General features: G+C 60.5%; 19 protein-coding genes and 1 riboswitch. Of the genes, 12 read left to right on the top strand and 7 right to left on the bottom strand.

Translation table 11 applies throughout. The annotated features are described in order from the left end of the window. Window position 1 precedes the first annotated feature (1 nt). From HXW73_RS10530 to HXW73_RS10520, 3 genes are all read left to right on the top strand, one after another. Complete coding sequence (locus tag HXW73_RS10530; protein ID WP_186253069.1) at window positions 2-3,601, top strand: hypothetical protein; 3,600 nt, start codon at window positions 2-4, stop codon at window positions 3,599-3,601. Beyond that, window positions 3,598-4,782 (top strand): hypothetical protein, encoded by a 1,185-nt coding sequence (locus HXW73_RS10525; protein WP_186253068.1) that lies wholly within the window; start codon window positions 3,598-3,600, stop codon window positions 4,780-4,782. Before HXW73_RS10530 ends, HXW73_RS10525 begins: the two co-directional genes overlap by 4 nt. A gap of 107 nt (window positions 4,783-4,889) precedes the next feature. Continuing rightward, window positions 4,890-6,065 carry a hypothetical protein gene (locus HXW73_RS10520; RefSeq protein WP_186253067.1) on the top strand — a complete coding sequence of 392 codons (1,176 nt, stop codon included), beginning with the start codon at window positions 4,890-4,892 and terminating at the stop codon, window positions 6,063-6,065. A gap of 101 nt (window positions 6,066-6,166) precedes the next feature. Here HXW73_RS10520 and HXW73_RS10515 read toward each other — a convergent pair whose 3' ends face one another. The 6 genes from HXW73_RS10515 to HXW73_RS10490 form a co-directional block, all read right to left on the bottom strand. Then, window positions 6,167-6,784 (bottom strand): hypothetical protein, encoded by a 618-nt coding sequence (locus tag HXW73_RS10515; RefSeq protein WP_186253066.1) that lies wholly within the window; start codon window positions 6,782-6,784, stop codon window positions 6,167-6,169. 48 nt (window positions 6,785-6,832) lie between these two features. Continuing rightward, complete coding sequence (locus tag HXW73_RS10510) at window positions 6,833-7,123, bottom strand: type II toxin-antitoxin system RelE family toxin (protein ID WP_186253065.1); 291 nt, start codon at window positions 7,121-7,123, stop codon at window positions 6,833-6,835. A gap of 3 nt (window positions 7,124-7,126) precedes the next feature. Continuing rightward, entirely contained in the window at window positions 7,127-7,417 is a 291-nt protein-coding gene (locus tag HXW73_RS10505) for a type II toxin-antitoxin system Phd/YefM family antitoxin (protein WP_186253064.1), read from the bottom strand. Between the two features lie 130 nt (window positions 7,418-7,547). Then, complete coding sequence (locus HXW73_RS10500; protein ID WP_186253063.1) at window positions 7,548-8,312, bottom strand: ABC transporter ATP-binding protein; 765 nt, start codon at window positions 8,310-8,312, stop codon at window positions 7,548-7,550. Next, entirely contained in the window at window positions 8,312-9,376 is a 1,065-nt protein-coding gene (locus HXW73_RS10495; RefSeq protein ID WP_186253062.1) for a FecCD family ABC transporter permease, read from the bottom strand. The genes HXW73_RS10500 and HXW73_RS10495 overlap by 1 nt, the downstream gene beginning before the upstream one ends. After that, a complete protein-coding gene (locus tag HXW73_RS10490; RefSeq protein WP_186253061.1) occupies window positions 9,373-10,389 on the bottom strand; it encodes an ABC transporter substrate-binding protein in 1,017 nt (338 codons plus the stop codon). Before HXW73_RS10490 ends, HXW73_RS10495 begins: the two co-directional genes overlap by 4 nt. 64 nt (window positions 10,390-10,453) lie before the next feature. Beyond that, window positions 10,454-10,645: riboswitch (cobalamin riboswitch) on the bottom strand. 334 nt (window positions 10,646-10,979) lie between these two features. Between HXW73_RS10490 and HXW73_RS10485 the strand changes: the two genes are divergently transcribed. From HXW73_RS10485 to cobJ, 9 genes are read left to right on the top strand one after another with little or no spacing between them, the layout of a single operon-like run. Then, entirely contained in the window at window positions 10,980-12,701 is a 1,722-nt protein-coding gene (locus HXW73_RS10485; protein WP_186253060.1) for an ATP-binding protein, read from the top strand. Further along, window positions 12,698-13,291 carry a cob(I)yrinic acid a,c-diamide adenosyltransferase gene (gene cobO / locus HXW73_RS10480; RefSeq protein ID WP_186253059.1) on the top strand — a complete coding sequence of 198 codons (594 nt, stop codon included), beginning with the start codon at window positions 12,698-12,700 and terminating at the stop codon, window positions 13,289-13,291. Before HXW73_RS10485 ends, cobO begins: the two co-directional genes overlap by 4 nt. Window positions 13,292-13,305: 14 nt before the next feature. After that, complete coding sequence (locus tag HXW73_RS10475) at window positions 13,306-14,679, top strand: cobyrinate a,c-diamide synthase (protein WP_186255991.1); 1,374 nt, start codon at window positions 13,306-13,308, stop codon at window positions 14,677-14,679. After that, on the top strand, window positions 14,666-15,763 hold the full coding sequence (gene cobW / locus HXW73_RS10470; RefSeq protein WP_186253058.1) for a cobalamin biosynthesis protein CobW: 1,098 nt from the start codon (window positions 14,666-14,668) through the stop codon (window positions 15,761-15,763). Before HXW73_RS10475 ends, cobW begins: the two co-directional genes overlap by 14 nt. Then, entirely contained in the window at window positions 15,763-19,614 is a 3,852-nt protein-coding gene (gene cobN / locus HXW73_RS10465; protein ID WP_186253057.1) for a cobaltochelatase subunit CobN, read from the top strand. The genes cobW and cobN overlap by 1 nt, the downstream gene beginning before the upstream one ends. Next, on the top strand, window positions 19,604-20,755 hold the full coding sequence (locus HXW73_RS10460; protein WP_186253056.1) for a cobalamin biosynthesis protein CobG: 1,152 nt from the start codon (window positions 19,604-19,606) through the stop codon (window positions 20,753-20,755). Before cobN ends, HXW73_RS10460 begins: the two co-directional genes overlap by 11 nt. Continuing rightward, window positions 20,739-21,368, top strand: coding sequence for a precorrin-8X methylmutase (locus HXW73_RS10455; RefSeq protein ID WP_186253055.1), 630 nt, complete (start codon window positions 20,739-20,741; stop codon window positions 21,366-21,368). Before HXW73_RS10460 ends, HXW73_RS10455 begins: the two co-directional genes overlap by 17 nt. After that, a complete protein-coding gene (gene cobI / locus HXW73_RS10450; RefSeq protein ID WP_186253054.1) occupies window positions 21,365-22,090 on the top strand; it encodes a precorrin-2 C(20)-methyltransferase in 726 nt (241 codons plus the stop codon). Before HXW73_RS10455 ends, cobI begins: the two co-directional genes overlap by 4 nt. Further along, window positions 22,087-22,878: a precorrin-3B C(17)-methyltransferase gene (cobJ, locus tag HXW73_RS10445; RefSeq protein ID WP_186253053.1), complete on the top strand. Its 792-nt coding sequence runs from the start codon at window positions 22,087-22,089 to the stop codon at window positions 22,876-22,878. The genes cobI and cobJ overlap by 4 nt, the downstream gene beginning before the upstream one ends. On the opposite strand, the gene HXW73_RS10440 is transcribed toward cobJ, so the two are convergent. Further along, window positions 22,821-23,567, bottom strand: a complete 747-nt coding sequence (locus HXW73_RS10440; RefSeq protein WP_186253052.1) for a cobalt-precorrin-6A reductase — start codon at window positions 23,565-23,567, stop codon at window positions 22,821-22,823. The two genes, cobJ and HXW73_RS10440, sit on opposite strands and share 58 nt — an antisense overlap. Window position 23,568 lies beyond the last annotated feature (1 nt).

Below are 23,568 nucleotides of genomic sequence, written 5' to 3'. Positions count from 1 at the left end.
AATGTCACAGAACCATGCGTGCAGCCCCAAGGCGATCTACGTGGAAATTACCGGTCGTCATACGGATAACGACCAGAATGAATACTGGCTTTATCAGGGCGACTCCGCCGAAGAATGCCTGGCAGAGGGAGATGCCTCGGAAGGCCGTTACGGGCCGATTGTCGAGACCCAGCAAACCTACTTAGAAGAAGAGCTGGCGAGCTATCGCCTGATCCAGAAACTCGGTGACATCGAGATCCCATTGCTGCAGGTGGAAGATATCTCCCAATGCGGCTTAATCCCCAAGAAGCGTTCATTCCAGCACAACCTGATGGTCTCGACCTTGCCCATGCTGTACATCGATCATCAGGAGCTGGCGGCAGGGCCATGCCGTGGCGGCTTCATCTATGTGTTTCTCGACAACCGACTGATCAGGGAATTGGTGATATCCGGCGAGCCGAACCAAGCGCCGAAGTTCACCGATAGCGACATCGCGACGTATCGGCAACAGGATGACGTTCCCACGGTGCGCGATTTCACCGGTCCCGCTCTGGCACACCTCCATTTGCCCCTCAGGCTCAACGGCGAAACAGCCAATGTGCGCCTGGCTTTCTCCGACCATCCCTGGCCCTGGGCGCATATCGAGCAGCTGGAAGCCAACCCAACGTTAATCAACCAACGCTGCCAACCGCTTGCCCTCAATGAATCGTCAGTGAGTGCCATGCTGCAGGGCAACATGCGAAACATGTACACCCATAGCGTGGAAGTCAACCGTGACGAGTGCGCTGGCAAGGCCGCCCTGGACTGGCTGCCGTCAATGCGCCCACGGGATGTGATGTACGAGCAAGCATGGGGCAGCGCCAGGGACTATCTGGAAGATACCTCGGCAACAGGCTGGAATACCCTCGTCGAGCAGCTACAGGCCGAGCGTGAGTTCTTCGAGTCCGACGACCAACAGGCAGTAGCGCCAGACATCGATACGCAGACTCGCCAACGGCACTTTTCCCCCGCGCTGCGTAGCTGCCTGGTGCAGCAATGGAACAATGACTATCGTGCGGATGACGAGCGTGCGGATGACGCCTCGCTTGCCATGCTTCCAGCGCCGGAGGGAACCGACGATTGCCTGGCGGCGCTTCGCGAACAGCAGCTTTGTGCTGTTTTCTTGCGCGACCCTAAACAGGCGATTGACTACCTGATCGAGGATATCCAGGCCGGTCAGGAACTGCTTTGGGTACTCTCCGAAGGCATGAAGTACCATCCCCACGGCAAGTCAGCCGAACTGATCCATGCCAACTGTTTCATGCCGTATGGCCCGGAGGGTGAAGAAAACCCGCTCTACCTCGACACCTGGTATGACACCCGCCTTGAGCGCTCCCGGGAGAGCCTGTTCTCCCGTTTGATCAAGGAAGAAGAGCGCCGACTGGCCCGCCTGCGGATCGACGAGCGCCTGTCGGCGCTGGTGAAGCTGTTTAATGACACATCGCCGGGGGCCTTTTGCCATACCCTGCGCGACGCCATGCTGTTTGATGATATCAATCATCTGGAGCCTTACGCGCTGCTGGCACGGTGTATCGAGACCCTGCAAACCGGCTTGAACTGCCTCGACCTCAAGGCAACGCCTGAAGAAGCCAAGACGCTCCAGGCGCCTGCAAAGTGTCGGCAAACCCTCGAGACACTATTTGCGGCGACACAGCGGCGCGCCGGGCATGCCTGCTCGCCGTTACTGTTTGCCAATGAGAATTGCAGCACGAACGTTTGGGGCAGCCCTTATGGCAGGAATCTGGACGTGCTGCAGGTGGCTGCCCAAAACGTCAAGGACCAGCAGGATCAGGTCGCTACCCCAACAGGGGAACAACTGATTGCCTGGCAGCAGCGCCTGGATAAAGAAGTCGGTGAGCTGGGGCCGGCCATGAGCCGCGCACGCATGGCGCTCAACGGTACGGACGCCGTCGCCAGCAGCATTGTGCCGACCCTGCTCAACGCGGTGTCGGGCCTGAAACTGGGTGAGACCATGACTCTCACCCTGGCCACCGATATCGGTGATCTCAAAGGCGCTTTGATGGGTGGCCTCCCCATCGAGGTGGTCGATGCCGATGGCGCCGTTCACTGGTTATTGCCCAGCCAGTTCAAACCTTTGACCGAGGAGATGGCCCAGGGCGGCATCGCCCTCCAGGCCGCCTCCGCCCGCAACGTCCTCGGCGGCGACGTCGCCTCGTCACCAGCGGCCACGGGCCGTGCCCAGGTGACAGGACAAGTGACCAGTGAGCAGGCCTTTCGATGGACCCAGACGGGGTATATCGGGCTTTGGTCAGGGTTGGTGGTGCTAGAAGCTTATAATTTAGTGGTATCTGGGGATGCCGTTGATAAAGACTTCGGCGCTCGCTCAGTTGGTGGAGTTATCAGTGCCGCTCTTGATGCCTCCCTGCTGACATTGCAGGGCCTTAAGCTGACCAATGTTCGCTGGGGATGGGCCGTTCAGGCCAATGAGTTCCTTGATATACGCTTGATCAAAAATTCCGGGTGGCAAGAAGCCATGGGTGAGGCGGGCCAGGTTCGTGGCTTTATGACACTCAGTGCCGGGCTATTTACCGCCTCGTTGGTGGCCATTGATGCCTATCAACTCTATCAGCAAGGTTTGAGGGACTCGGCTAAGTGGACAGCGGGCGCCAGTGGCGCTATTGGTGTAGGTAGTTATGTTGGTTCCGGATATGGTCAGGGGATGGCGAATGCCGCCAGGATGAATCTGGTGCGCAATCGTTTTCTGAACGGCCTTCTGGGCTTGGTGGGTACGCCGCGCCCGGTACCGGTGATGCTGGTCAGCCTCGGGGTGGCGTTGGTATGTCAGTACATGGCTATCAAAGCTCGCGATGATCGCTTCTCCCTCTGGGTACGCTATGGACCCTTTGGGAATCATCAGGATGAACTGGCAGGGAAGCTGCTGGATCTGGCGGAGGAAGCCGAGGATGATGCTCGGCAGATGGACAAGCACGATTACCTCCAAGGCCTTCAGACAGCTTCACCCAAAGACGCGTATTTCCAGTTATTGCAAGGACTTTTCCAGGCTCGCTTCGAGCTGGTGGCGCCCCAAGGCCTGGTCCCTATCGATTCTGATTTCCTTGACTGTGATATCGCCATTCGTATGACCTGCCCCGGGCTGCGCTATGGCGAGTTTCAATTGCCCATCACCCAGGTCGAAGCCGACTGCTCGGCCCCCGTACCGGATAGGCGTCACACCTATCAATACGCTCCCATGGATCGTCGGCGCTTACTGGTGGGACTTTCAAGACAGGATCCAGAGGACCCGACAGTGCGTTATTTGGGTATCCGCCTCCCTCGAGAGTGGCGGCGCCTGGGTGTTCCCACCACTGGGCTTGGCGATGTGCCCGCCAAATGGCTGGCGGCCAGCCATCACCGTTTCCAACATGAGCCGGATTATCAACGCGAATACCACCAAGGTAGTTACCTAGTGCGCATAAGCCCGGGGGATATTGAAGGACAAGGCAGCGTGGAATACTGGGACCCAGTCGAAAGACAACACCGTAAGCTGGAAGATAGCGTCTCCTTCGCGGCGCAACCCTCAACGCTGACCTGGGTATGGAACAAACAAGGAGCTGGATTATGAGTCCGACAGAACAGCAATATCACTATGCCGAGACCGCATTCCGGGCCGATGCCATTCCCCGTCAGGCACCACCGCCAGAAAAAAGCGTTTGGGGGAAACTGGGCAGTAACTTCGATATCGCCCGTCTGCCTTGGGGTCACTATGTAGGCATTAATCCATCGGAGTTTGAATATGAATATTCCGGAGGTTGGTATCGTGACTACGATTATATGGGCGAGCAGGACTTCCATGACTTTAATCATATAAACGAGTTGCGTTGGTCAAAGTTCGTCGATGAAGATATCAGCCTTATCTATCGCTTTTTTCGCTTCTGGTTTGTCGTTGTTAGTCATGGATTTAGTTTTATTGCCTCAGGTGGGGGTAAGGGGGCTGGGTGGTTTTTTACTAGCATAGTTGCAGTGTGTACGATTTTGTTTTTATTTGCCGCAGATACTATCTTGGCTGCGCTAACGCCTCTAGCTATTACGGTAGGTGTGTGTGGAGTGGCTACTGTTTTTAAAACTCTGTTTGAGAAACATAGTATTCGTTTCTACAAGAGTAACCAGAACTGGTCGGACGATGTTGCTTTCTGTCGTTGTTCGGGATTGGTCAAGAGCTTTCAGGGGAATTTCCCCTTCTACGAGTTCGATGCCTTTATTGAGATGGCCGCGGACATGAAGGGCAATCAGCGTCACACCCTTAAGGTGCGTCATCGCTATCCGCAATTCAGCAAGGACAAACACAGCGGCTTGCCGTTGGAGTTCACCTTTCCCACCGATACCGGCAGTATCGCCGAGCGCTATGCCATGTGGGACATGTTGGGCCGCTATATGGACGTCAGTCAGCCGTTGCCGGACATTCCTCGATTGGAGCCGTTCCGGCATCTTGACCCCACCACCAAAGCCTTTGATGAGGCGGGTAAGCGTGGTCGTCCGGCGACCTACTGGCGTGATCTCTACGCCAAGGCCAGCGAAAAGGAACTAAAACAATGGCGCGAGGAGCACCGCCAAGTGGTCGACGCCGCGCCATGGGGCAGCCGCCCGGATCTGATGGCCCAATCCGTGCCCGGCTATGGCGACAGCTATACCGCAGAACCCGAAGACGTCAACGCCTACGGCCGCTTCCCCAGCAAGGCGGAGCGCTTCGTCGAGCGCGCTGAAGCAAAAGACGCATCCCAGCAAAATAAACGCGACGGCCATTAACGACACCACAGCAAGCATTATCAATACGTTCTTTCGGAAGGTCGCTGGCGGCCTTCCCTGGCGGTAGCGTGGCTAAAACGGGTATGGAACAAGCAAGGAGCCGGAGCATGAACCCGACGGAACAGCAAGATCACTATGCCGTGACCGCCTTCCGGGCCGATGCTATTCCCCGCCAGGCACCGCCTCCAGAAAAAAGTACTTGGAAAAAACTTGGCAGTCATTTAGATGTGGCCCGGCTACCTTGGGGACATTATATTGGCGTGAATCCTACCCTATATGAGTATGACAATGAGTGGTTTGAGGATTACCAGTATATGAAGGAAGATTATCTGGGCTATGCCATGATTAATGAAACGCGCTGGTCAAAGTCTGTCGATGAAGATGTCAGCTTGCTTTATCGCTTCTTGCGCTTTTGGTTTGTCGTCATCACTCATGGGTTTAGCTTTATAGGTGGGGCAGGATATTTTTTTGTTGGTGTTTCACTCATAGTTCTTTTAATTGAAGTTTTTATGGAGTTGTTCTGGCCAAAAAATGGCTTGTCACTTGATATATTTTTTATTCCACTATGCGTAACCGCATTTTGTGGAGCCGCTACCATACTGCGAAGATTTTACGAGACATACAGCATTCGCTTTTACAAAAGCAATAAAAACTGGTCGGACGATATCGCTTTTTGTCGGCGCACGGGTATGGTGAAGTCTTTCCAAGGAAACTTTCCGTTCTATGAATTCGATGCCTTTATCGAAATGCGCGCTGATATGAAAGGTAACCAGTTCCATAGCCTCAAGGTGCGTCATCGCTATCCGCAGCACAGCAAAGACGAGCGCAACGGCTTACCGCTTGATTTCGATTTTCCGGCCGACGGGAGTATTGTCCAGTTATATGCCATGTGGGACATGCTGGGCCGCTACATGGATGTCAGCCAGCCGTTGCCGGACATTCCCCGCCTGGAGCCGTTCCGTCATCTTGACCCCACCACCAAAGCCTTCGATGAGGCGGGTAAGCGTGGCCGTCCAGCTACCTACTGGCGTGATCTCTACGCCAAGGCCAGCGATAAGGAACTAAAACAATGGCGCGAGGAGCACCGAAAGGTGGTCGACGCCGCGCCCTGGGGCAGTCGCCCGGACCTGATGGCCCAATCCGTGCCCGGCTATGGCGACAGCTATACCGCAGAACCCGAAGACGTCAACGCCTATGGCCGCTTCCCCAACAAGGCGGATCGCTTTGTCGAGCGCGCTGAATCAAAAGACGCATCCCAGCAAAATAAACGCGACGGCCATTAACGACACAGCGAGGCGTTATTAATACGTTCTTTTGGAGGGCCATCTAAAGGTCTTTTCAAGCGGTTGTGTAGGTGAGTTTGGTGCGTGACTCATTCGCCGCATTAACGGCGATTCCGCCAGCGCTGCCCGCCAATCATCAGCAGGTGCAGCGGCAGGTAGACGACTACGGGCCATATCAGCGCCAGTAGGAACAGATACAGCAGCGGGTCGAGACTGTCCTGAGGCTGGCCGAAAGGCCCATGCACCCAGTTGATATTACGCTCGGCGTCGGTGAGCAAGTAGGACACCGGCACCACGATCCAGGTTAGCAGGGTCTGCCAAAGCAGGGCGCGGCGCGCGTAGCCCAGTTTCGCCACGCCGATGCCGGCCACCAGTGGCAGTACAACGTGATAAAGCGACATGGCCCGTGCCATGGGTGGGTGCTCTGGGTCGAACATGTACTCGGTGCCACCGATGGGGTGTACACCGGTGAGCACCGCCGTCGCGACGTCAAGCGTCCACAGGCTGCCGACCAGCGCTACCGCCAACCACTGCATCGACATCAGGGTGCGATGCTCCGCCCACAGCGCGACCAGCAGCAGGAAGCTTGCTACGTTACAAAGCCAGAAGAAATTCTGGGCGCCCAGCAGCACCACATAGCTCGGTGCCCAGATCAGGATCCACAACGAAAAGGCCAGCTTCAGCCAGAGAGGCACACCGGCTACCGGGGAATCGGCCATGGTTGTCTCCTTGTCGGTGCAGTGTTTTTACTCTAGCAGCATGGCCCGTTATTTAACGCGGTGATGCGCGACCTTATAGACTTCTTCATCGCGCCTGGCCCCTACGGCGATGATCAACACCTGAATGGCTTGACCGTCCACTTTGTAAACAATACGCGTGTTGCCAGTTCGCATTCGCCGACATCCTGAAAGGGCTCCCCGTAGCGGCTTTCCGAGCTTGTCGGGCTCTCCGTCGCGAATTCGTTCCTCGATGACATCAAGGATACGGTTAGCAGCGGCAGAACCAAGCCTCGTTAAATCCAGTTGGACGTCAGGGTGATAGATAACATGCCAAGCCATTGATTACTCGTCCTGGTTGAAGAGCAAGCGCATGTCGTCGTGGGGGATGGCCTGATCTGCTTGGTAACTCGCCAAGCGATCCCGAGATATAGCCTCAATGCGTAGGTCTTCCAACTCGTCTATCAGATCCTGATAGGCCTGAACGTTCATGAGGACGGCTGCAGGCTGATTGTCTTTGAACACGACCAAGCGGTCAGTCTTGCGAGTAGCAATTTCTTTCAGCTTTGCGCTAAAGCCACGTGCCATGGCCGTCGCCGAAACGGCGTCTTCCGGGCGTTCCAGTAGGTTAGCCATCATGCCCTCCGGTAGTGAGGTCTAAAATAATACACACTATTTTATGTATTATTGTATGCGTGATGGTGAGCGGCATCAATTAAAGTCGCTGGTTCACGGCATATTAGCTGCGGGGTTAGACCTGCCATGCCTAAATAGCATTCCTGAAACGCATGACCTGGCTGCCATCGATAGGGTCGGCGAAGATGTCAGCGTAGACGCCAAAGGTCTGGCGAAGCCGGAATGCCGTCAGTACGTCTTTGGGTGGGCCGCTGTCCACCAGGCGGCCGCCGTCCATCACGCCGATGCGGTCGCACTCCATGGCGTGGTTCAGGTCGTGCAGGGAGATAATGACGGTAACTGGAAGCTGCCTGACCAATTCAAGAATCGACAGCTGATGGCGAATATCCAGATGGTTGGTGGGTTCATCCAATAGCAGGATTTTAGGCTTCTGGGCCAACGCGCGGGCAATGTGCACGCGCTGGCGCTCGCCGCCAGAGAGCGTGTGCCAAAGTCGATCTGCCATATGCGCCATATCGACATCTACCAGTGCCTGAACCACGATGGCATCGTCTTCAGTCGACCAGGGGCTCAACGCGGTAAGAAAGGGCGTCCGGCCCAGCGCCACTACGTCACGCACGTTAATTCTATCGGTGGTGTCGGCTTGCTGCTCGACTAAGGCAATAGATTGAGCAATCGCCCGCTGCTTTAGCGTGTGTAGGGGCTGGGTACCCACTAGCACCCGTCCTGCTTTGGGTTTGTTCAAGCCTGCCAACAGGCGCAGAAGGGACGTCTTGCCCGAGCCGTTTGGCCCCACCAAACCAAAGGTTTGGCCGGGTTCGACGCTGAGGTTAACGTCAATAAGGAGTGGCGTACCATGCACCGCCCAGGCGAGCTGCTCAGCTGATAACTGCATTAAGACCTCTTGCCGCGCACCAGAATCAGCGCAAAGGCAGGCGCGCCAATCAGTGAAGTAATCACTCCGATCGGGAGTACCTGACCGGGCACCAGCACCCGGGAAAGAATATCCGAGCCGATTAAAAACACCGCACCCGCCAAGGCGGTGGCCGGTACCAGTCGGGTATGACGGCTACCGACGATAAAGCGCATGGCATGGGGAATCACCAAGCCTACAAAGCCAATCGCCCCCACAATAGACACCATCACCGCCGTTACCAGCGCCATGGCGATAATCAGCATGCCACGCACTGGGCGCACCGCAATCCCCATGGAGGCGGCGCTGTCGGCACCGAAGGTAAACGCATCCAGGGAGCGCCGGTGCCATAGGCAAACCAGCAGCCCGAAGAGAGCGGCAGGCACCGCCAAGGTCACATCGGCCCAGCGCACCCCGGAGAGGTTGCCCATCAGCCAAAACATAATGCTCCGCGCCTGCTCGGCACTCGCCGACTTGGTGATGATAAAAGCGGTGAGCGCATTGAACAGCTGTGAGCCTGCAATGCCTGCCAGAATAATCGCCCCCGCTGCCTGAACGCCGCGCCCACCACCCACGCCGCTATTGGCCGCATGGGCGAGCATGACCACCATTCCAAAGGCGAGGAGGGCGCCCACAAAGGCACCTAGAGAGAGCGATAACGCCCCCGCACCGATACCGGCGACCGCCACTGCCACAGCACCTGTTGAGGCCCCAGCGGAAATGCCCATTAAATAGGGGTCGGCCAAAGGATTACGCAGCAGCGCCTGAAGCACTACCCCCGCCAGCGCCAGGCTGGTGCCGCAACAGGCGGCCACGACGGCACGACTGAGGCGGTAGTTCCAGATAATACCCGCATCGATCCGGTCAACTGCGTAATCCGCGCCCAGTAGCTGATTGGCGAGTACTTTGAAAATCGTCTCCACGGGGATCGGCGTTTCGCCGATGGCGGTACCCGCGATCAGTGCCACCACTAGCACGAGCGGCGTTATCCAGAGCCAGCGTAATTCAAAGCCCGCTGTTGATAGCCGTGTTAACGCTATCCTCATTCGTCAAATGCCATCGTCGATAGCGCCTCGGCCAGTGTTTCAAGGCCATAAATAGTGCGCATAGTCGCGCTCATGGCATGGGCATCCATCTCCACGATGCGGTTGTTTTTAACCGCGCTCATTTCGCTAGTGACCGGGTCACTGCGCAGGAACTCACGCTTGGCTTCAATATCGTCGGCAGGAAAACGGCGGCGGTCCATGCTGGCGATAACAAGTACATCGGGGTCAGCTCTTGCGATGCTCTCCCAGCCCACCGTGGGCCACTCCTCATCGGACTCAATCACATTGCGAATGCCGAGTTTATCCATCATATAGCCCGGCGCGCCCAACTGGCCCGCAACAAAGGGGCTGACCCCCAGGTCTGTCGATGAAAACCAAAATGCCGCTGATAAATCGTCCGGTAAATCAAGGCTGTTCGCCTGTGCGATTGCCCGCTCTTCGCGGTCGATAAGGTCGGCTACAAGGGCCTCGCCAGCGTCTTGAACAGCGTAAATGTCGGCGAGTTCGGTGATCCCTTTGTAGATTGAATCCGTTGAGAAAGCGGCCGTGCGGGTACCATCGCCACCGGTAGAGTTATCCTTGGTGTCGCAGTCGGCGGGCATAATATAGGTGTTAATACCCAGCTCATGGAGCTGTTCGCGGGTGGCGACGCTGCCGGTCGGGCCAACGTGCCACTCATACTGAACCGCTACCAGATCTGGCCGCTTATTGACCACGGCCTCAAAGCTTGGGTCGTCGTTGGCGATCCGCTCGATCGCTTCATTGGCTTCTGCAAACTGGGGTAGAACCGGATTGAACCACACCGAGGTGCCATTCACGCGGTCAGCGAGCCCCAGCGAATAGAGGATCTCTGTGGCTGATTGGCCTACCGTCACCGTTCGCTCCGGGGGCGACGCCACGCTGATCTCTACGCCGCAGTTGGTGAGCGTAAGCGGGTAGTCGGTGGAGGCGTAAGCCGCCTGTGCAAGGCCAACAGCGCTCGCGGCGATGGCCGTGTTCAATCTCAACATCATGTACACTCCCGTGCATGATGAGCTTGGGATTCGGCCAGAAAATACTGACCGAGCCACTTCGCTCAATGTTAGTCATTTGTCGGCAGTTCTCCTGACTGACGGGTCATGGCTAGCTCGCCTTCCCAGACAATGTGTCCAGTGGCATTAAAGAGCATCGCTCACCGCCTACAGTTGCGGGGGCAGTTCCGTTTCGCGGCCAGCCGCGGCGGATTCTCTATTAAGTTCCGGGGGGAACACCGACGTTAGCCATTCTAGGTCGCAGGGGGATAGCGAACAACAGAAAGGCTAAGGATCTTATGAGACCCCATAGTATATGCAATGTTATAACATTGTATTTTGAGTGCGTGTAAAAATCCAGCAGCATCCTTAGCGTGAACTGATATAAGTGCTTGCAAGGTTAATAGCACGTAACAGATTGGCCTCGCCGCCATGCCTTCCTCTATACTGAATGCCTTTTATATTCCCACTTCTTTATGAATGGTTTATTATCACTTGGCTAGTTACCATGAATCATATTCAAGTCCCTTGCTCCCCAGATCAGTTGGCCAATATTGATCGGTTAGTGGGCATGACCAGCACGGGAGGTGCCGGTGAGTGAGTTTCCCTTTGCGGCGGTGGTTGGCCAGAAGGCGCTAAAAACAGCGCTGCTGCTCAACGTGATTAACCCCCAGATTGGCGGCGTGCTGATCAGCGGCCCCCGGGGGAGCGCCAAATCGACCCTGGCACGGGCATTGGCGGCTATTCTGCCGCCGGACAGCCAGGGGCACAAACCGCCGTTTGTCACCTTGCCGCTAGGCGCTAGCGAGGACCGCCTGACGGGAAGCCTGGATTTGCAGCGGGTGCTTGCCGAGCGTGAAACCACCTTCCACCCCGGCTTGTTGGCCAAGGCCCACGGCGGCGTGCTGTATGTGGATGAAGTCAATCTGCTACCCGACACGCTGGTCGATTTGCTGCTGGATGTGGCCGCCAGCGGGACCAATATCGTCGAGCGCGACGGTATCAGCCATTCCCATCCGGCACGCTTTAGCCTGATTGGCACCATGAACCCGGATGAAGGCGAGCTACGCCCGCAGTTGCTGGACCGTTTTGGGCTGTGTATCGATCAGCCCGCGAGCATCAGCGTGGAAGAGCGAATCGCCATCGTCCAACAGCGCGAAGCCTTTGACCGTGACCCCGCGCACGCCATGGGGGATTTCGAGGATGCCCAGGCCGCGCTGACCGAGCGGATTCAACAAGCCCAGCGCCAGTTGGATGATGTCATTACCCCGTCCTGGGTGTATCACGCCATCGCCTCGCGCTGTGAAGCCGCCGGTGTGGAAGGTCTGCGAGCTGACGTAACCTGGCACCGTGCCGCGCGCGCTCATGCCGCCTGGCGTGGTGCAAGCGAGGTAGCGCAGCAGGATATCGAGATCGTCGAGCCCTGGGTGCTGGACCATCGGCGTACCCAGCCTCCCGAGCAGAATCCGCCGGCATCGCCGCCGCCGCAGGGTGAAACACCGTCCGGTGGCGAAGGCGGTTCGTCGTCGGCGTCTAACGAGTCGGCGGGAACATCCGACCAGCGCGGCGAGCAGGGCCAGTGGGGCGCCATGCCGCCCCAGGCGCAGCAGACGATTTCACAGCCAGCGCCCAATCTGGCGAAAACCCCAGACGCTGATGCTCAGAGCAAGACAGCGGCAACCCCGGCCTCGGCGGGCAAAGGGCGTACGGCAGGCAAGGGGCGCTCCCAGGCGGAGACCTCTCGCCTGGATAGCTTTGGCACCCTGATCGCCAATCGCGGCCAGTGGCCCTGGCGAGAGATAAAAATGCGCAAATCCCGCGCTGGCCAGGCGACGGCGCACCTGGTGCTGCTGGACACCTCCGGCTCTACCCTGGGGCAGCGCTTGCTGGGCCAGGCGAAAGGGCTTGTGGAAGCGCTGGTGAACAAGGCCTACGCGGCACGCGAGCAGGTAGCCGTGGTGGGGTTTGGCAACGGCGGTGTGGTGCCGCTTCTGTCCCGGCGCCGTGCGCCCAAGCGTGTACAAGATGCGCTGGAGGCGGCGACGGGTGGCGGCGGTACGCCGCTGCGCGAGGCGGTTATCGAAGCCAGGCGCCTGATTCACCAGTGGCAACGCCGCGAGCCCGGGCTGCATATTCGTACCTATCTGATTACCGACGGGCGTACCCGTGAATCGGTCGCCGACCTTGGCCCGCTGGGCGACTGCATCTTGATGGATACCGAGTCGTCCAGAATCAAACGCGGCCAGGGAGCGCGCATCGCCCAGCAGTTGGGGGCAAGATACTGGACACCTTTTTCTGGACGGGAAACTCCATGAGTGACGATCGCCATACCAACCGCATGCAGCGCAAAAAGGACGTGGTCGACGAGCGCATCAGCCGTGCCACGGAAGAGCGCGGGGTGTTGATCCTGCTGAAAGGCAACGGCAAAGGTAAAAGCAGCTCCGCGTTGGGCACCATGGCGCGTTCGCTGGGCCACGGGCAGCGCTGCGCGGTCATCCAGTTCATCAAGGGTCGGCGCGAGACCGGCGAATACCTGTTTTTCCGCGATCAGCCCAACCTTGACTGGCACATCATGGGCCAGGGGTTTACCTGGGAAACCCAGGATCGCGAGCGTGATATTGAAGCCGCCCAGTCGGCGTGGGCAGTGGCCAAGGGATTGCTCGAAAACCCGGATTACCACCTCATCGTCCTCGATGAAATGAGCTACATGTTCAAGTATGGCTACCTCGACCCGCTGCCGGTGGTCGAAGCGCTCAACCAACGCCCGGCGCATCAAAACGTGATCATCACCGGGCGCACCATGGCGACGCCGCTTCAGAAAATCGCCGATACCATCAGCACGGTGCAAGACGAGCGTCACGCCTTTCGTGGCGGTGTTAAAGCCCAGGCGGGGATCGAATACTGATGAGCACATCCCTGATGAGCACACCCCATGCAAGCTGCCCGGCGCTGTTTATTGCCGCGCCTTCCTCGGGGCAGGGCAAAACCACCTTTACCGCCGCGCTGGCTAGGGCGCTGCGCAACCAGGGCAAGGTGGTGCGCGTGTTTAAAACCGGCCCCGACTACCTGGACCCCCAAGTGCTGGCCCAGGCCTCTGGCCAGCCGGTCGACCAGCTTGACCTGTGGATGGCGGGCGACGCCTACTGCCGGCAGCGCTTTTATGAAGCCGCCCAAACGGCGGACATGATATTAGTCGAAGGCGCCATGGGCCTGTTTGACGGTGAGCCTTCCAGTGCCGACCTGGCCGCACGGTTCGGCTTGCCCATGGTGGTGGTGATGGACGTCAAAGGTATGGCGCAGACCGCGGGCGCACTCCTGGCGGGGCTGGCGGGCTTTCGTGACGATATTCGCATTGTCGGGCTTATCGCCAACAGCTGCGGCTCCGAGCGCCACCGCGAGCTGATCGAGACAACCCTGCCGACAGACATCCCGTTGCTCGCTGCCATCGCGCGCAACCCAGCGCTTTCACTCCCCGAGCGTCATTTAGGCCTGGTGCAGGCCGACGAAATTCGTGACGACCTGGAAGCGCGCTTTGAAAAGGGCGCAAGCGTTATCGAGGCGGAAAACCTGCCGCAAACGCTGCTCGCCCTGCCGCCGGTGACGTTTTACGCCGCACCAGAGATCGCCAAAGCGGCGTTGCCGTCACTTGCCGGGATTACCATCGGCGTGGCCAAAGACGCCGCGTTCAGCTTTATTTACCAGGCCAACCTGGACCTGCTCGAGCAGATGGGTGCTGCGCTGCGCTTTTTCTCGCCGCTAGACGATAGCGCGCTGCCAAGCTGCGATGCACTGTGGCTGCCCGGTGGCTACCCGGAAATTCACGCTGACAAGCTGGCGGCCAACACGGCCATGCACGCGGCGATCAGGCAGTTGTTTGCCGAGGACAAGCCGATTCTTGCCGAGTGCGGCGGGCTGCTTTACTGCCTGGAAACCCTGACCGACTACGACGAAACCACCCACACCATGCTGGGCCTGCTGCCAGGGCAGGGGGCGATGCGCGGGCGGCGGGGCTGCCAGGGAATGCAAACCGCCGAGCTGCTCGAAGGCCCGGTACGCGGCCATGCCCACCATCGCTCGATGGCCGAGGGAACGCCGGAACCCATTGCCCACGGCCGGCGCCAGCGCCACCCCGCGCCGGGAGAAGCCATCTTTCGTGAGCGTGGGTTGACCGCCACCTACTTGCACCTGTTTTTTGCCAACAACCCTGCCGCGATCGCGCTGCTGTTTAGCGGCAAAGCGTCGCCAGCGCGTCAGCCTATCGATTCTGAGGACCAGACCCATGCAGTTAAATAAGATACCCGCCACCGTGGTCACCGGCTTTTTGGGTAGCGGTAAAACCACCCTGCTGGCGAGCATTTTGCGTCAGGTGACCGGCAAGCGAATTGCCGTGATCGTCAATGAATTCGGCGAGCAGGACATCGACTCAAGCCTGCTGCGTGGCTGTGCCCTCGACTGCGAAGACGGTCAGGCGGTGGAAGGCGACGACAGCGGTATTTTCGAACTGGCCAACGGCTGTATCTGCTGCACGGTAGAGGAAGAGTTTCTACCGGTGATGAAAAAGCTGGTCGCCCGCCGCGACGATATCGACCATATTCTGATCGAAACCAGCGGCTTGGCACTGCCCAAGCCGCTGGTGCAGGCCTTCAACTGGCCGGAAGTGCGCCAGCACTGCACCGTCGATGCGATCATTACCGTGATCGATGGCCCCGCCGTGGCCGCCGGCCGTTACGCCAGTGATGTGGCCAAGGTAGAAGCCCAGCGCCAGGCCGATGAAAGCCTGGATCACGACCCCAGCCTGCAAGAGCTGCTCGATGACCAGCTAAGCGCGGCCGACCTGGTACTGGTCAGCAAGACGGACCTGCTCAGCCCGGACGACAAGGCGCGGGTCGAGGCGTTGATTCAGGCGCGGGTGCCTGACTCCGTGAAGTACCTGTTTGTCGATCAAACCCTGGCCACCAATACCGTGCAACTGGAAGCCCTGATGGGTATCGGGGCGGCCAGCGAAGCCAGTATTGATCTGATCGCCAATCACCACGATAAGCACCACGCCGAGGGCGCTCATCACGACCACGCCCACGACAACTTTGACTCCTGCGTGATCAGCCTGGGCGAAGTCGACGGCGACCTGCTGGCGGCCAAGCTGCAACACATCGTCAAAACCCAGGAAATCTACCGCGCCAAAGGCTTTGCGGCGATTCCCGGCAAGCCGATGCGCCGTGTTATCCAGGCCGTGGGCGAACGGCTGGATGGCTACTTCGACCGCCTCTGGGCGGAAGGCGAGACGCGTCAAACCCAACTGGTCATCATTGGCAAAGCGCTGGACAGCGACGCGCTGCGTGAAGCGCTTGCCGAAGCAGAGGTAACAACAGCCGCCTAATGCACCTTTTTGCTGCCAAACCCGGCGGCTTTGTTGATGACGAAGGCATTGTCGATCTTCAACAGAGCCCTGCGGATGTCGTGATCCTATCGGCTGCCGATAGCAACCTGTCGGCTCTGGCCCAGGCGATCGATCGCCTGGGCGAGCGCTATCCGTCGGTACGTCTCGCCAACTGGATGAACCTGGTCAAGCCCGCCGCCTACGACCTCTACGAGGATCGGGTGCTGGAAAAGGCGCAGCTCGTGGTCGTGTCGATGCTCGGCGGTCAGGCCTACTGGCAGTACGGCTACGAACGCCTGTTGGCCTGGTTGAACGCCAAGCCGGGCCGCCAGTTGATTCTGGTGCCGGGTTGCGACGCGCCGGACGATGCGCTGCTGGAAGCCTCGAGCGTCGACTATGAAAGCGCCCACCGGGTGTGGCGCTACCTGCGCGAAGGCGGCGTGGATAACGCCGAGCAGCTGCTGCGCTTTGTGGGCAGCGAATGCCTTGATATGCCCACCGCCTGGAAGGAACCCAAGGTGGTGCCTTCGGCGGTGATCTACGCGCCCAGCGACGCCTCGAGCCCATCCGGGCGCCAGGTGATGAGCCTGAGCGAATGGCGGGCCAATCAGCAGCCGGAAAGGCCGGTATGCCTGCTGCTGTTCTACCGCAGCCACTTGCAGGGCGCCAATACCCTGGTTGTCGACGGCATGATCGAGGCGCTTAAAGCGCAGGGGCTTGAGCCACTCGCCATCGCCGTTGCCTCCCTGAAAGAGGCCGACTGCATTGCGTTTGTCAATCACCTGATCGAGCAGACCGGCGCCATGCTGGTGGTCAACACCACCAGCTTCTCGATTAACCGCAATTCCGACGACACCTACCCGCTGGGCGGCGCGATTCCCGAGAGCGTTTTCGACGGCCAGCCGGTCATTCTCCAGGCGATTCTATCCAGCAGCACCGTCGAGGACTGGCAGGCCTCCGCCGCCGGGCTGAGAAGCCGGGATGTGGCGATGCAGGTCGTGCTCCCGGAGATGGATGGCCGGGTGATTACCCGGGCGGTGGGCTTCAAGGCGGAAGCGCTTTACAACGCCCGTAGCCAGCTGTCGGTGACCCATCACGCCCTGCATCCCGAGCGCGCTGAGTTTGTCGCCAAGCTGGCGCGCCGGTTCTGCCACCTGCGCACCACCCCCAACCACGCCAAACGGCTGGCGCTGGTGCTGGCGAATTACCCCAACCGCGATGGCCGGATTGGCAACGGCGTGGGGCTGGACACGCCTGCTTCGACGCTGCAGATATTAACCGCGCTGCAAACAGCAGGTTACCCTGTGAGCGACCTGCCAGCGCATGGCGATGACCTGATCCGCCTGCTGCAAGGGGCGGTGACCAACGACCGCGACGTCATCGACCAGCGCATGTGCTGGCAAAGCATCGGCGTTGACGAGTATCTGGCATGGTTTTACACGCTGCCCGCCGAGCTCCAGGAAACGGTATGGACGCGTTGGGGCGCGCCCTCTGATGACCCCAAATGCCGCCAGGGGCGGCTGATGATCTCGGGGATCCGGCTGGGCGAAACCTTCGTGGGCATCCAGCCCGAGCGCGACTTTATCGACGACCTGACCCAGTCTTACCACGATATGCAGCTGGCGCCGCCGCACAGCTACCTGGCGTTCTACTTCTGGCTGCGCGAGCACTACCAGGTGGAAGCAGTGATTCACGTCGGCAAACACGGCAACCTTGAATGGCTGCCGGGCAAAAGCAGCGCCCTGAGCGCCGATTGCTGGCCGGATGTTGCGCTGGGGCCGGTGCCGCACTTCTACCCGTTTATCGTCAACGACCCGGGCGAGGGCGCCCAGGCCAAGCGGCGCAGCCAGGCGGTGATTATCGACCACCTGATGCCGCCGCTGGCCCGCGCCGAGCTGTATGGTGATATGGCCAAACTGGAAGCGCTCACCGACGAGTACTACCAGGCGCTGGATATGGACCCCCGGCGCGAAGCGTTAATCCGCGAGCAGATTCTTGAGCACCTGCGCGAGACCGGCATCGACCAGGAGCTTACCAAGGCCATCGACAGCCAGGACGAAGCGCTGATCCTGAACGAGCTGGATACCTTCTTATGCGACATCAAGGAATCGCAGATTCGCCACGGCTTGCACGTGCTCGGCACGCTGCCGCCCCAGGATAAAGTGGTCGGCACCCTGGTGGCGCTGCTGCGCTTGCCGAGGGGAGAGAGCATTGCCCAGCGCGGCCTGCTGCATAACCTGGCCGATGATTTGGCCCTGCACGATGAAAGGTACGCGCCCTTTGACCCGCTGATGGCCGACGCCGAGCCCTGGACGGGGCCGCGGCCAGATGTGCTGCGCGAGCTGGATAGCGCCGCCTGGCGCAGCGGCAACGACACCCGTGAGCGCCTGGAAGCGCTGGCCCACCAGCTGGTCGAAGAATACGTGGTCGCGCCCGGTAGCCTGGAGGTGTTGGCTGCCCGCTATCCCGCGACCGCCGAGCAGCTGCGCTACGCAAGGGATCAGCTGTGGGTGGCGCTCCAGCAGAGCGCCCAATTGGAAATTAGCTCGCTGCTGGAAGGCCTTGATGGCCTGTTTGTGCCGCCGGGGCCGAGTGGCGCCCCCAGCCGCGGGCGGCTGGATACGCTGCCCACCGGGCGCAACTTCTTCAGCGTGGACAACCGCTCGATCCCATCGCCGGCCGCCTGGACGCTGGGCGAAAAATCCGCCCAGGCGTTTGTCGAGCGCTACCTGCAGGATAACGGTGACTACCCCCGTCGCTTGGGCTTATCCATCTGGGGCACCGCCACCATGCGCACCGGCGGCGATGACATTGCCCAGGCCTTTGCACTCATGGGCGTGCGCCCCATCTGGTCGCTGGGCTCGCAGCGGGTGATCGACATCGAAGTGATCCCCTCCATGCTGCTCAACCGCCCGCGGGTGGACGTCACGCTGCGGGTCTCCGGCTTCTTCCGTGATGCGTTTCCCAACGTGATCCGGCTGTTCGACGCCGCCGTGCAGGCGGTTGCCAGCTACGCCGAACCGGGCAACAGCAATACCATCCGCGATGCGGTGATGGCCCGCCAGCAAGTGTTGGAAAAGCAGGGGCTGAGCCCCGAGATGGCCGCCCAGCAGGCAGGCTATCGGATCTTCGGCAGCAAGCCGGGCGAATACGGCACCGGCCTGAACCGGCTGATCGACAACGGCGCCTGGGAAAATGCCGATGACCTGGCGCAGGCGTACCTGGACAACGGCGCCTACGCCTACGGGCAGTTTGCCGAGTCGGGCACAGCCGCCCCGGATGCCTTCGAGCAGCAGCTTAAAGGCCTGGAAGCGGTGATGCAGAACCAGGATAACCGCGAGCACGATATCCTCGATTCCAACAGCTACTACGCCTTCCAGGGCGGCATGGCCAACGCCAGCCGCTCGCTGAGCGGGCAAACGCCGACCATCTATCACGCCGACCACGCCAACCCGGCAGCGCCCAAGATACGCACGCTGAAAGAAGAGCTTGCCAAGGTGATTCGCTCGCGGGTACTCAATCCCAAGTGGATCAACGCCATGCGTGAGCACGGTTATAAAGGCGGCTTCGAGATGGCAGCCACCATCGACTATTTATTCGCCTACGACGCCACGACCGACCTGGTCGCCGACTACCAGTACGCCCAGGTGACCGAGGCGTTGGTACTGGATGACGCCAATCAGCAATTCCTGCGCGAGCATAACCCGTCGGCGCTGGAAGAAATGGCCGAACGCCTGCTCGAAGCCGCCCAGCGCGGCATGTGGCAGGCGCCCGGCGAGCAGGGCGACGCGCTGAAAGACCTGCTGCTGGAAATGGACGAGGCGAAAGAGGTCGCGGCGGATGTCGGCTGAACCTCGCATCAAGGGCTGGTGCCCCGGTGCCTGGCAGCCGATGGCAACTGGCGATGGCTGGCTGGTGCGCGTGCGCCCAAGACTGGGCCAGCTAACGCGCAGCCAGGTGCTGGCGCTGTGTGATGCGGCGGAAGCCTTTGGGAGCGGCTTGGTCGAACTGACCAGCCGCGCCAATCTGCAGTTGCGCGGCGTCACCGAGGCGAGCTGGCCGGCCCTGATGGACGCGCTGATCGCCCACGAATTGATTGACCCCGACCCAGAGGCAGAACGTCGCCCGCAAATTCTATTGGCCCCCGGCTGGCAAGCGGAGGACGATACCCATAAAATCGCCAGCGCGCTTAATGACCGCTGGCAACAACTGCCGGTGGTGCCCGCCAAGGTCGGGATCGCCATTGATGCAGGCGAGTTGCCGGTACTCGGCGATGCCTCGGCGGATTTTCGTATCGAGCGCGCCGATTCGGGCGGCCTGCTGGTGCGCGCCGATGGCCATGCATCCGGCACCGCGGTGCCCTCAATTGACGCGGCCGTGGCGCAGCTAATCCGCCTAACGCATTGGTTTGTTGAAAGCGGCGGTTGGGACAGCAAACGCATGCGGCGCCATAACGTGCCGCTGCCTGACTGGGCCCCGACCAACGCACGGCCCGCCGCAGCGGGCAGCCCACTGCCCCTGGGCAAGCACGCCCACGGCGCGGTGTATGGCCTGCCGTTTGGGCGGGTGCCCGCCAAGGTACTGCGCGCTGCGGTGACGCCTGCCGAGGTCACCGCCCTGCAGGTGACGCCCTGGCGGCGTATCTGGGTTGCGGGAGCCAGCGCCGCGGCCATCGACGGGTTGATCAGCGATGAGCAGGACGCCCGCCTGCGTATCGATGCCTGCCCCGGCGCGCCCTATTGCGAGCAGGCCAGCGTGGCTACCCAGCCGCTTGCCGAGCGTTTGCGTGGCGTTACCCAAGGTGCCGTGCATGTATCCGGCTGCGCCAAGGGCTGCGCCCGCCGCGCATCGGCTGACGTTTGCCTGGTTGGCGAGGCTGGCCGGTTTGATCTTATCGTTAACGGCCGTGCCGATAGCACGCCGGTTAAAACAGGCCTCACGGAGACTGAGGTTGTTGCATATTTGGAGAGTTTAGGTGCCCCACATTTATGAAACAGACGGCCCGGCGATTTACCGGGAGTCCTTTGCCACCATTCGCCGTGAAGCAGACCTGGGGCGGTTTTCTCGCGATGAAGAGCCGATTGCCGTGCGCATGATTCATGCCGCCGGGCTGGTGGAACTCGCCGCGTCGATACAGTTTTCAGGCGATGTGGTCAGCCACGCCCGCAAAGCGCTCGAAGCCGGCGCGCCGATTTTATGCGACGCCCGCATGGTGTCTGAAGGCATCACGCGTAAACGCCTGCCCGCCGATAACGCGATTATCTGCACGCTGAATGACGAGCGCACCCCGGTACTGGCCAAAGAGATGGCCAACACCCGCTCGGCGGCGGCGCTGGAGCTATGGCGGCCGCACCTGGAAGGCGCGGTAGTGGCGATTGGCAACGCGCCCACGGCGCTGTTTCATCTGCTCAATATGCTCGAAGACCCCGACTGCCCCCGGCCCGCTGCGATTATCGGCTGCCCGGTGGGTTTTGTCGGCGCGGCCGAGTCCAAGCAGGCGCTTTGGGAGAGCCAGGTCAGCCCCTGCTGCACGGTGCAGGGACGTCTGGGCGGCAGCGCCGTGACCGTCGCCGCCCTCAATGCCATCGCGGACCGAACAGAATGACCCAGGGAATCATCTACGGAGTCGGCCTTGGCCCGGGAAGCCAGGACTTGATGAGCGTGCGCGCCGATCGGCTGATCCGCGGCGCCTCTCACGTTGCCTATTTCCGCAAGAAGGGGCGTACCGGCCATGCGCGCAGCATCGTCGAAGGTATGTTGGCGCCTGAAGTCACCGAGCTTGCCATGGAATACCCGGTGACCACGGAGATCCCCTTCGACGACCCGCGTTACAACGAGTTGCTGGCCAACTTTTACCAACGCAGCGTGGCGCTACTGATCGAACTGGCCGAGGCAGGGCGCGATGTGGTGGTGCTCTGCGAAGGCGACCCGTTCTTCTACGGCTCCTTTATGCATCTTTATACCCGGTTGCTAGACCGCGTGCCGGTCTCCGTGGTGCCGGGGATTACCGGGATGTCGGCGGCCTGGACCGCCACCGGCCAGCCGATCACCTGGGGCGACGATATCCTCACGGTGGTCATGGCCACGCTGCCGGAAGCCTCCCTGGCCGCGCGCATCGCCGAGACCGATGCTCTGGTGGTGATGAAAATCGGCCGCAACCTGGACAAACTGCGCCGGGCGCTTGCCCAAGCAGGGCGCGAGGATGAAGCCTGGCTGATCGAGTATGCCGCCATGAGCCAGGAGAGGGTCCGGCCCTTCAAGGACGCAGGCGAGAGCGTGCCGTACTTCTCGATTGTGCTGATTCACGGCCATGGGAGACGCCCATGAGCGGCTGGCTGAAAATCGTCGGTTTGGGGCCGGGCAGTGACCAGCTGGTGACTCCTGAGGTGTCGGTGGTGCTCGCCGAGGCCACGGATGTGGTGGGCTACGTGCCCTACGTTGAACGGGTCGCGCCGAGAGCCGGGCTTGTTCGCCACGGCTCGGACAACCGGGAAGAAATCCAGCGGGCCGAGCAGGCGCTGGCAATGGCTGCTGAAGGCCGCCGCGTGGCGGTGGTGTCCTCCGGCGACCCGGGGGTGTTTGCCATGGCCTCGGCGGTGTTTGAAGCCTTGGAAGCGGGCGATGCCCAGTGGCGCTCGCTGGACGTTCAGGTGCTGCCGGGGATTTCCGCCATGCTGGCCGCCAGTGCCAGTGTCGGCGCGCCGTTGGGGCACGACTTCTGCTGCATTAATCTATCCGACAACCTCAAGCCCTGGGCGCTGATTGAAAAGCGTCTGCGCCTGGCCGCCGAGGCCGACTTTGCCATGGCGTTCTACAACCCGCGCTCCAGGGCGCGGCCGGAAGGCTTTGCGCGTACGCTGGAGATACTGCTTGAAGCCTGCGGGGACCGGTTGATTGTTTTTGCCCGCGCTGTCTCGACCCCTGACGAAGCGATTCGCGTCACCACCCTGGGCGAGGCAACGCCGGACATGGCGGATATGCGCACCCTGGTCATCGTGGGCTCCAGCCAGACGCGGCGCATTGCAAGACAAGGCACAAAAGAGCGCGAACCGTGGGTTTATACCCCTCGCTCGGTGGGCTTAAAAAGCCAGGCCAGCACGTCATCCAGGGCGTGACATTCCCGGCGAGAGGGCAGCGTTGGCCGCTCGATCATCACCACCGGCAGGCCGAGCGTGCGGGCGGCGGTGAGTTTGGACACCGCGCCGTTGCCGCCGGCGTTTTTGCATACCAGGCGCTCAACGGCGTGGTCTTTTAGCAAGGCCAGATCGCCCTTTGTGGTAAACGGGCCGCGCTCGACGGTGATAGTCTGGTGGGGCAGCGGTATCGGCTGCTCGGGGTAATCGACCAGCCGCAGCAAATAGTGATGCTGCGGCTTCGCGGCAAAGGCCTCCAGGTGCTGACGCCCGATGGCCAGCATGACGCGCTCGGGCGGGCCATCGAGCTGGTTCACTGCCTCGTCGATGCTGGCAACGTGCGTCCAGCGATCGCCGGGCTGGGGTTGCCAGGCCGGGCGGGTGAACGCCATAAGGGGAATGCCACACTGCGCGGCAGCGGCGAGCGCGTGGCGGCTCATCTGCTCGGCGAAAGGGTGGGTCGCGTCAATCAGGTGGGTAATGCCCGCTTGCTCAAGATACGCGATGAGGCCATCAACGCCGCCAAAACCGCCAATGCGCGTCGGCAAGGGTTGCGGCTTGGGGGTGCTGACACGCCCCGCATAACTATAGATGGCCGGGATCGAACGCTCAGCCAGCAGGCTGGCCAGGGCGCTGGCCTCTGAGGTTCCGCCAAGAATCAGGATATTCATA

The sequence above is a fragment of the Halomonas sp. SH5A2 genome (assembly GCF_014263395.1).
GTDB lineage: Bacteria > Pseudomonadota > Gammaproteobacteria > Pseudomonadales > Halomonadaceae > Vreelandella.
Note: the sequence above shows the minus strand (reverse complement) of the source record. Positions and strands in the feature narration are given on the sequence as shown.

Bases quoted from the DNA above. Each gene is read 5' to 3' on its own strand.
- HXW73_RS10530 (WP_186253069.1), top strand. From the start codon at position 2: ATGTCACAGAACCATGCGTGCAGCCCCAAGGCGATCTACGTGGAAATT.
- HXW73_RS10525 (WP_186253068.1), top strand. From the start codon at position 3,598: ATGAGTCCGACAGAACAGCAATATCACTATGCCGAGACCGCATTCCGG.
- HXW73_RS10520 (WP_186253067.1), top strand. From the start codon at position 4,890: ATGAACCCGACGGAACAGCAAGATCACTATGCCGTGACCGCCTTCCGG.
- HXW73_RS10515 (WP_186253066.1), bottom strand. From the start codon at position 6,784: ATGGCCGATTCCCCGGTAGCCGGTGTGCCTCTCTGGCTGAAGCTGGCC.
- HXW73_RS10510 (WP_186253065.1), bottom strand. From the start codon at position 7,123: ATGGCTTGGCATGTTATCTATCACCCTGACGTCCAACTGGATTTAACG.
- HXW73_RS10505 (WP_186253064.1), bottom strand. From the start codon at position 7,417: ATGGCTAACCTACTGGAACGCCCGGAAGACGCCGTTTCGGCGACGGCC.
- HXW73_RS10500 (WP_186253063.1), bottom strand. From the start codon at position 8,312: ATGCAGTTATCAGCTGAGCAGCTCGCCTGGGCGGTGCATGGTACGCCA.
- HXW73_RS10495 (WP_186253062.1), bottom strand. From the start codon at position 9,376: ATGAGGATAGCGTTAACACGGCTATCAACAGCGGGCTTTGAATTACGC.
- HXW73_RS10490 (WP_186253061.1), bottom strand. From the start codon at position 10,389: ATGATGTTGAGATTGAACACGGCCATCGCCGCGAGCGCTGTTGGCCTT.
- cobO (WP_186253059.1), top strand. From the start codon at position 12,698: ATGAGTGACGATCGCCATACCAACCGCATGCAGCGCAAAAAGGACGTG.
- HXW73_RS10475 (WP_186255991.1), top strand. From the start codon at position 13,306: ATGAGCACACCCCATGCAAGCTGCCCGGCGCTGTTTATTGCCGCGCCT.
- cobW (WP_186253058.1), top strand. From the start codon at position 14,666: ATGCAGTTAAATAAGATACCCGCCACCGTGGTCACCGGCTTTTTGGGT.
- cobN (WP_186253057.1), top strand. From the start codon at position 15,763: ATGCACCTTTTTGCTGCCAAACCCGGCGGCTTTGTTGATGACGAAGGC.
- HXW73_RS10460 (WP_186253056.1), top strand. From the start codon at position 19,604: ATGTCGGCTGAACCTCGCATCAAGGGCTGGTGCCCCGGTGCCTGGCAG.
- cobI (WP_186253054.1), top strand. From the start codon at position 21,365: ATGACCCAGGGAATCATCTACGGAGTCGGCCTTGGCCCGGGAAGCCAG.
- cobJ (WP_186253053.1), top strand. From the start codon at position 22,087: ATGAGCGGCTGGCTGAAAATCGTCGGTTTGGGGCCGGGCAGTGACCAG.
- HXW73_RS10440 (WP_186253052.1), bottom strand. From the start codon at position 23,567: ATGAATATCCTGATTCTTGGCGGAACCTCAGAGGCCAGCGCCCTGGCC.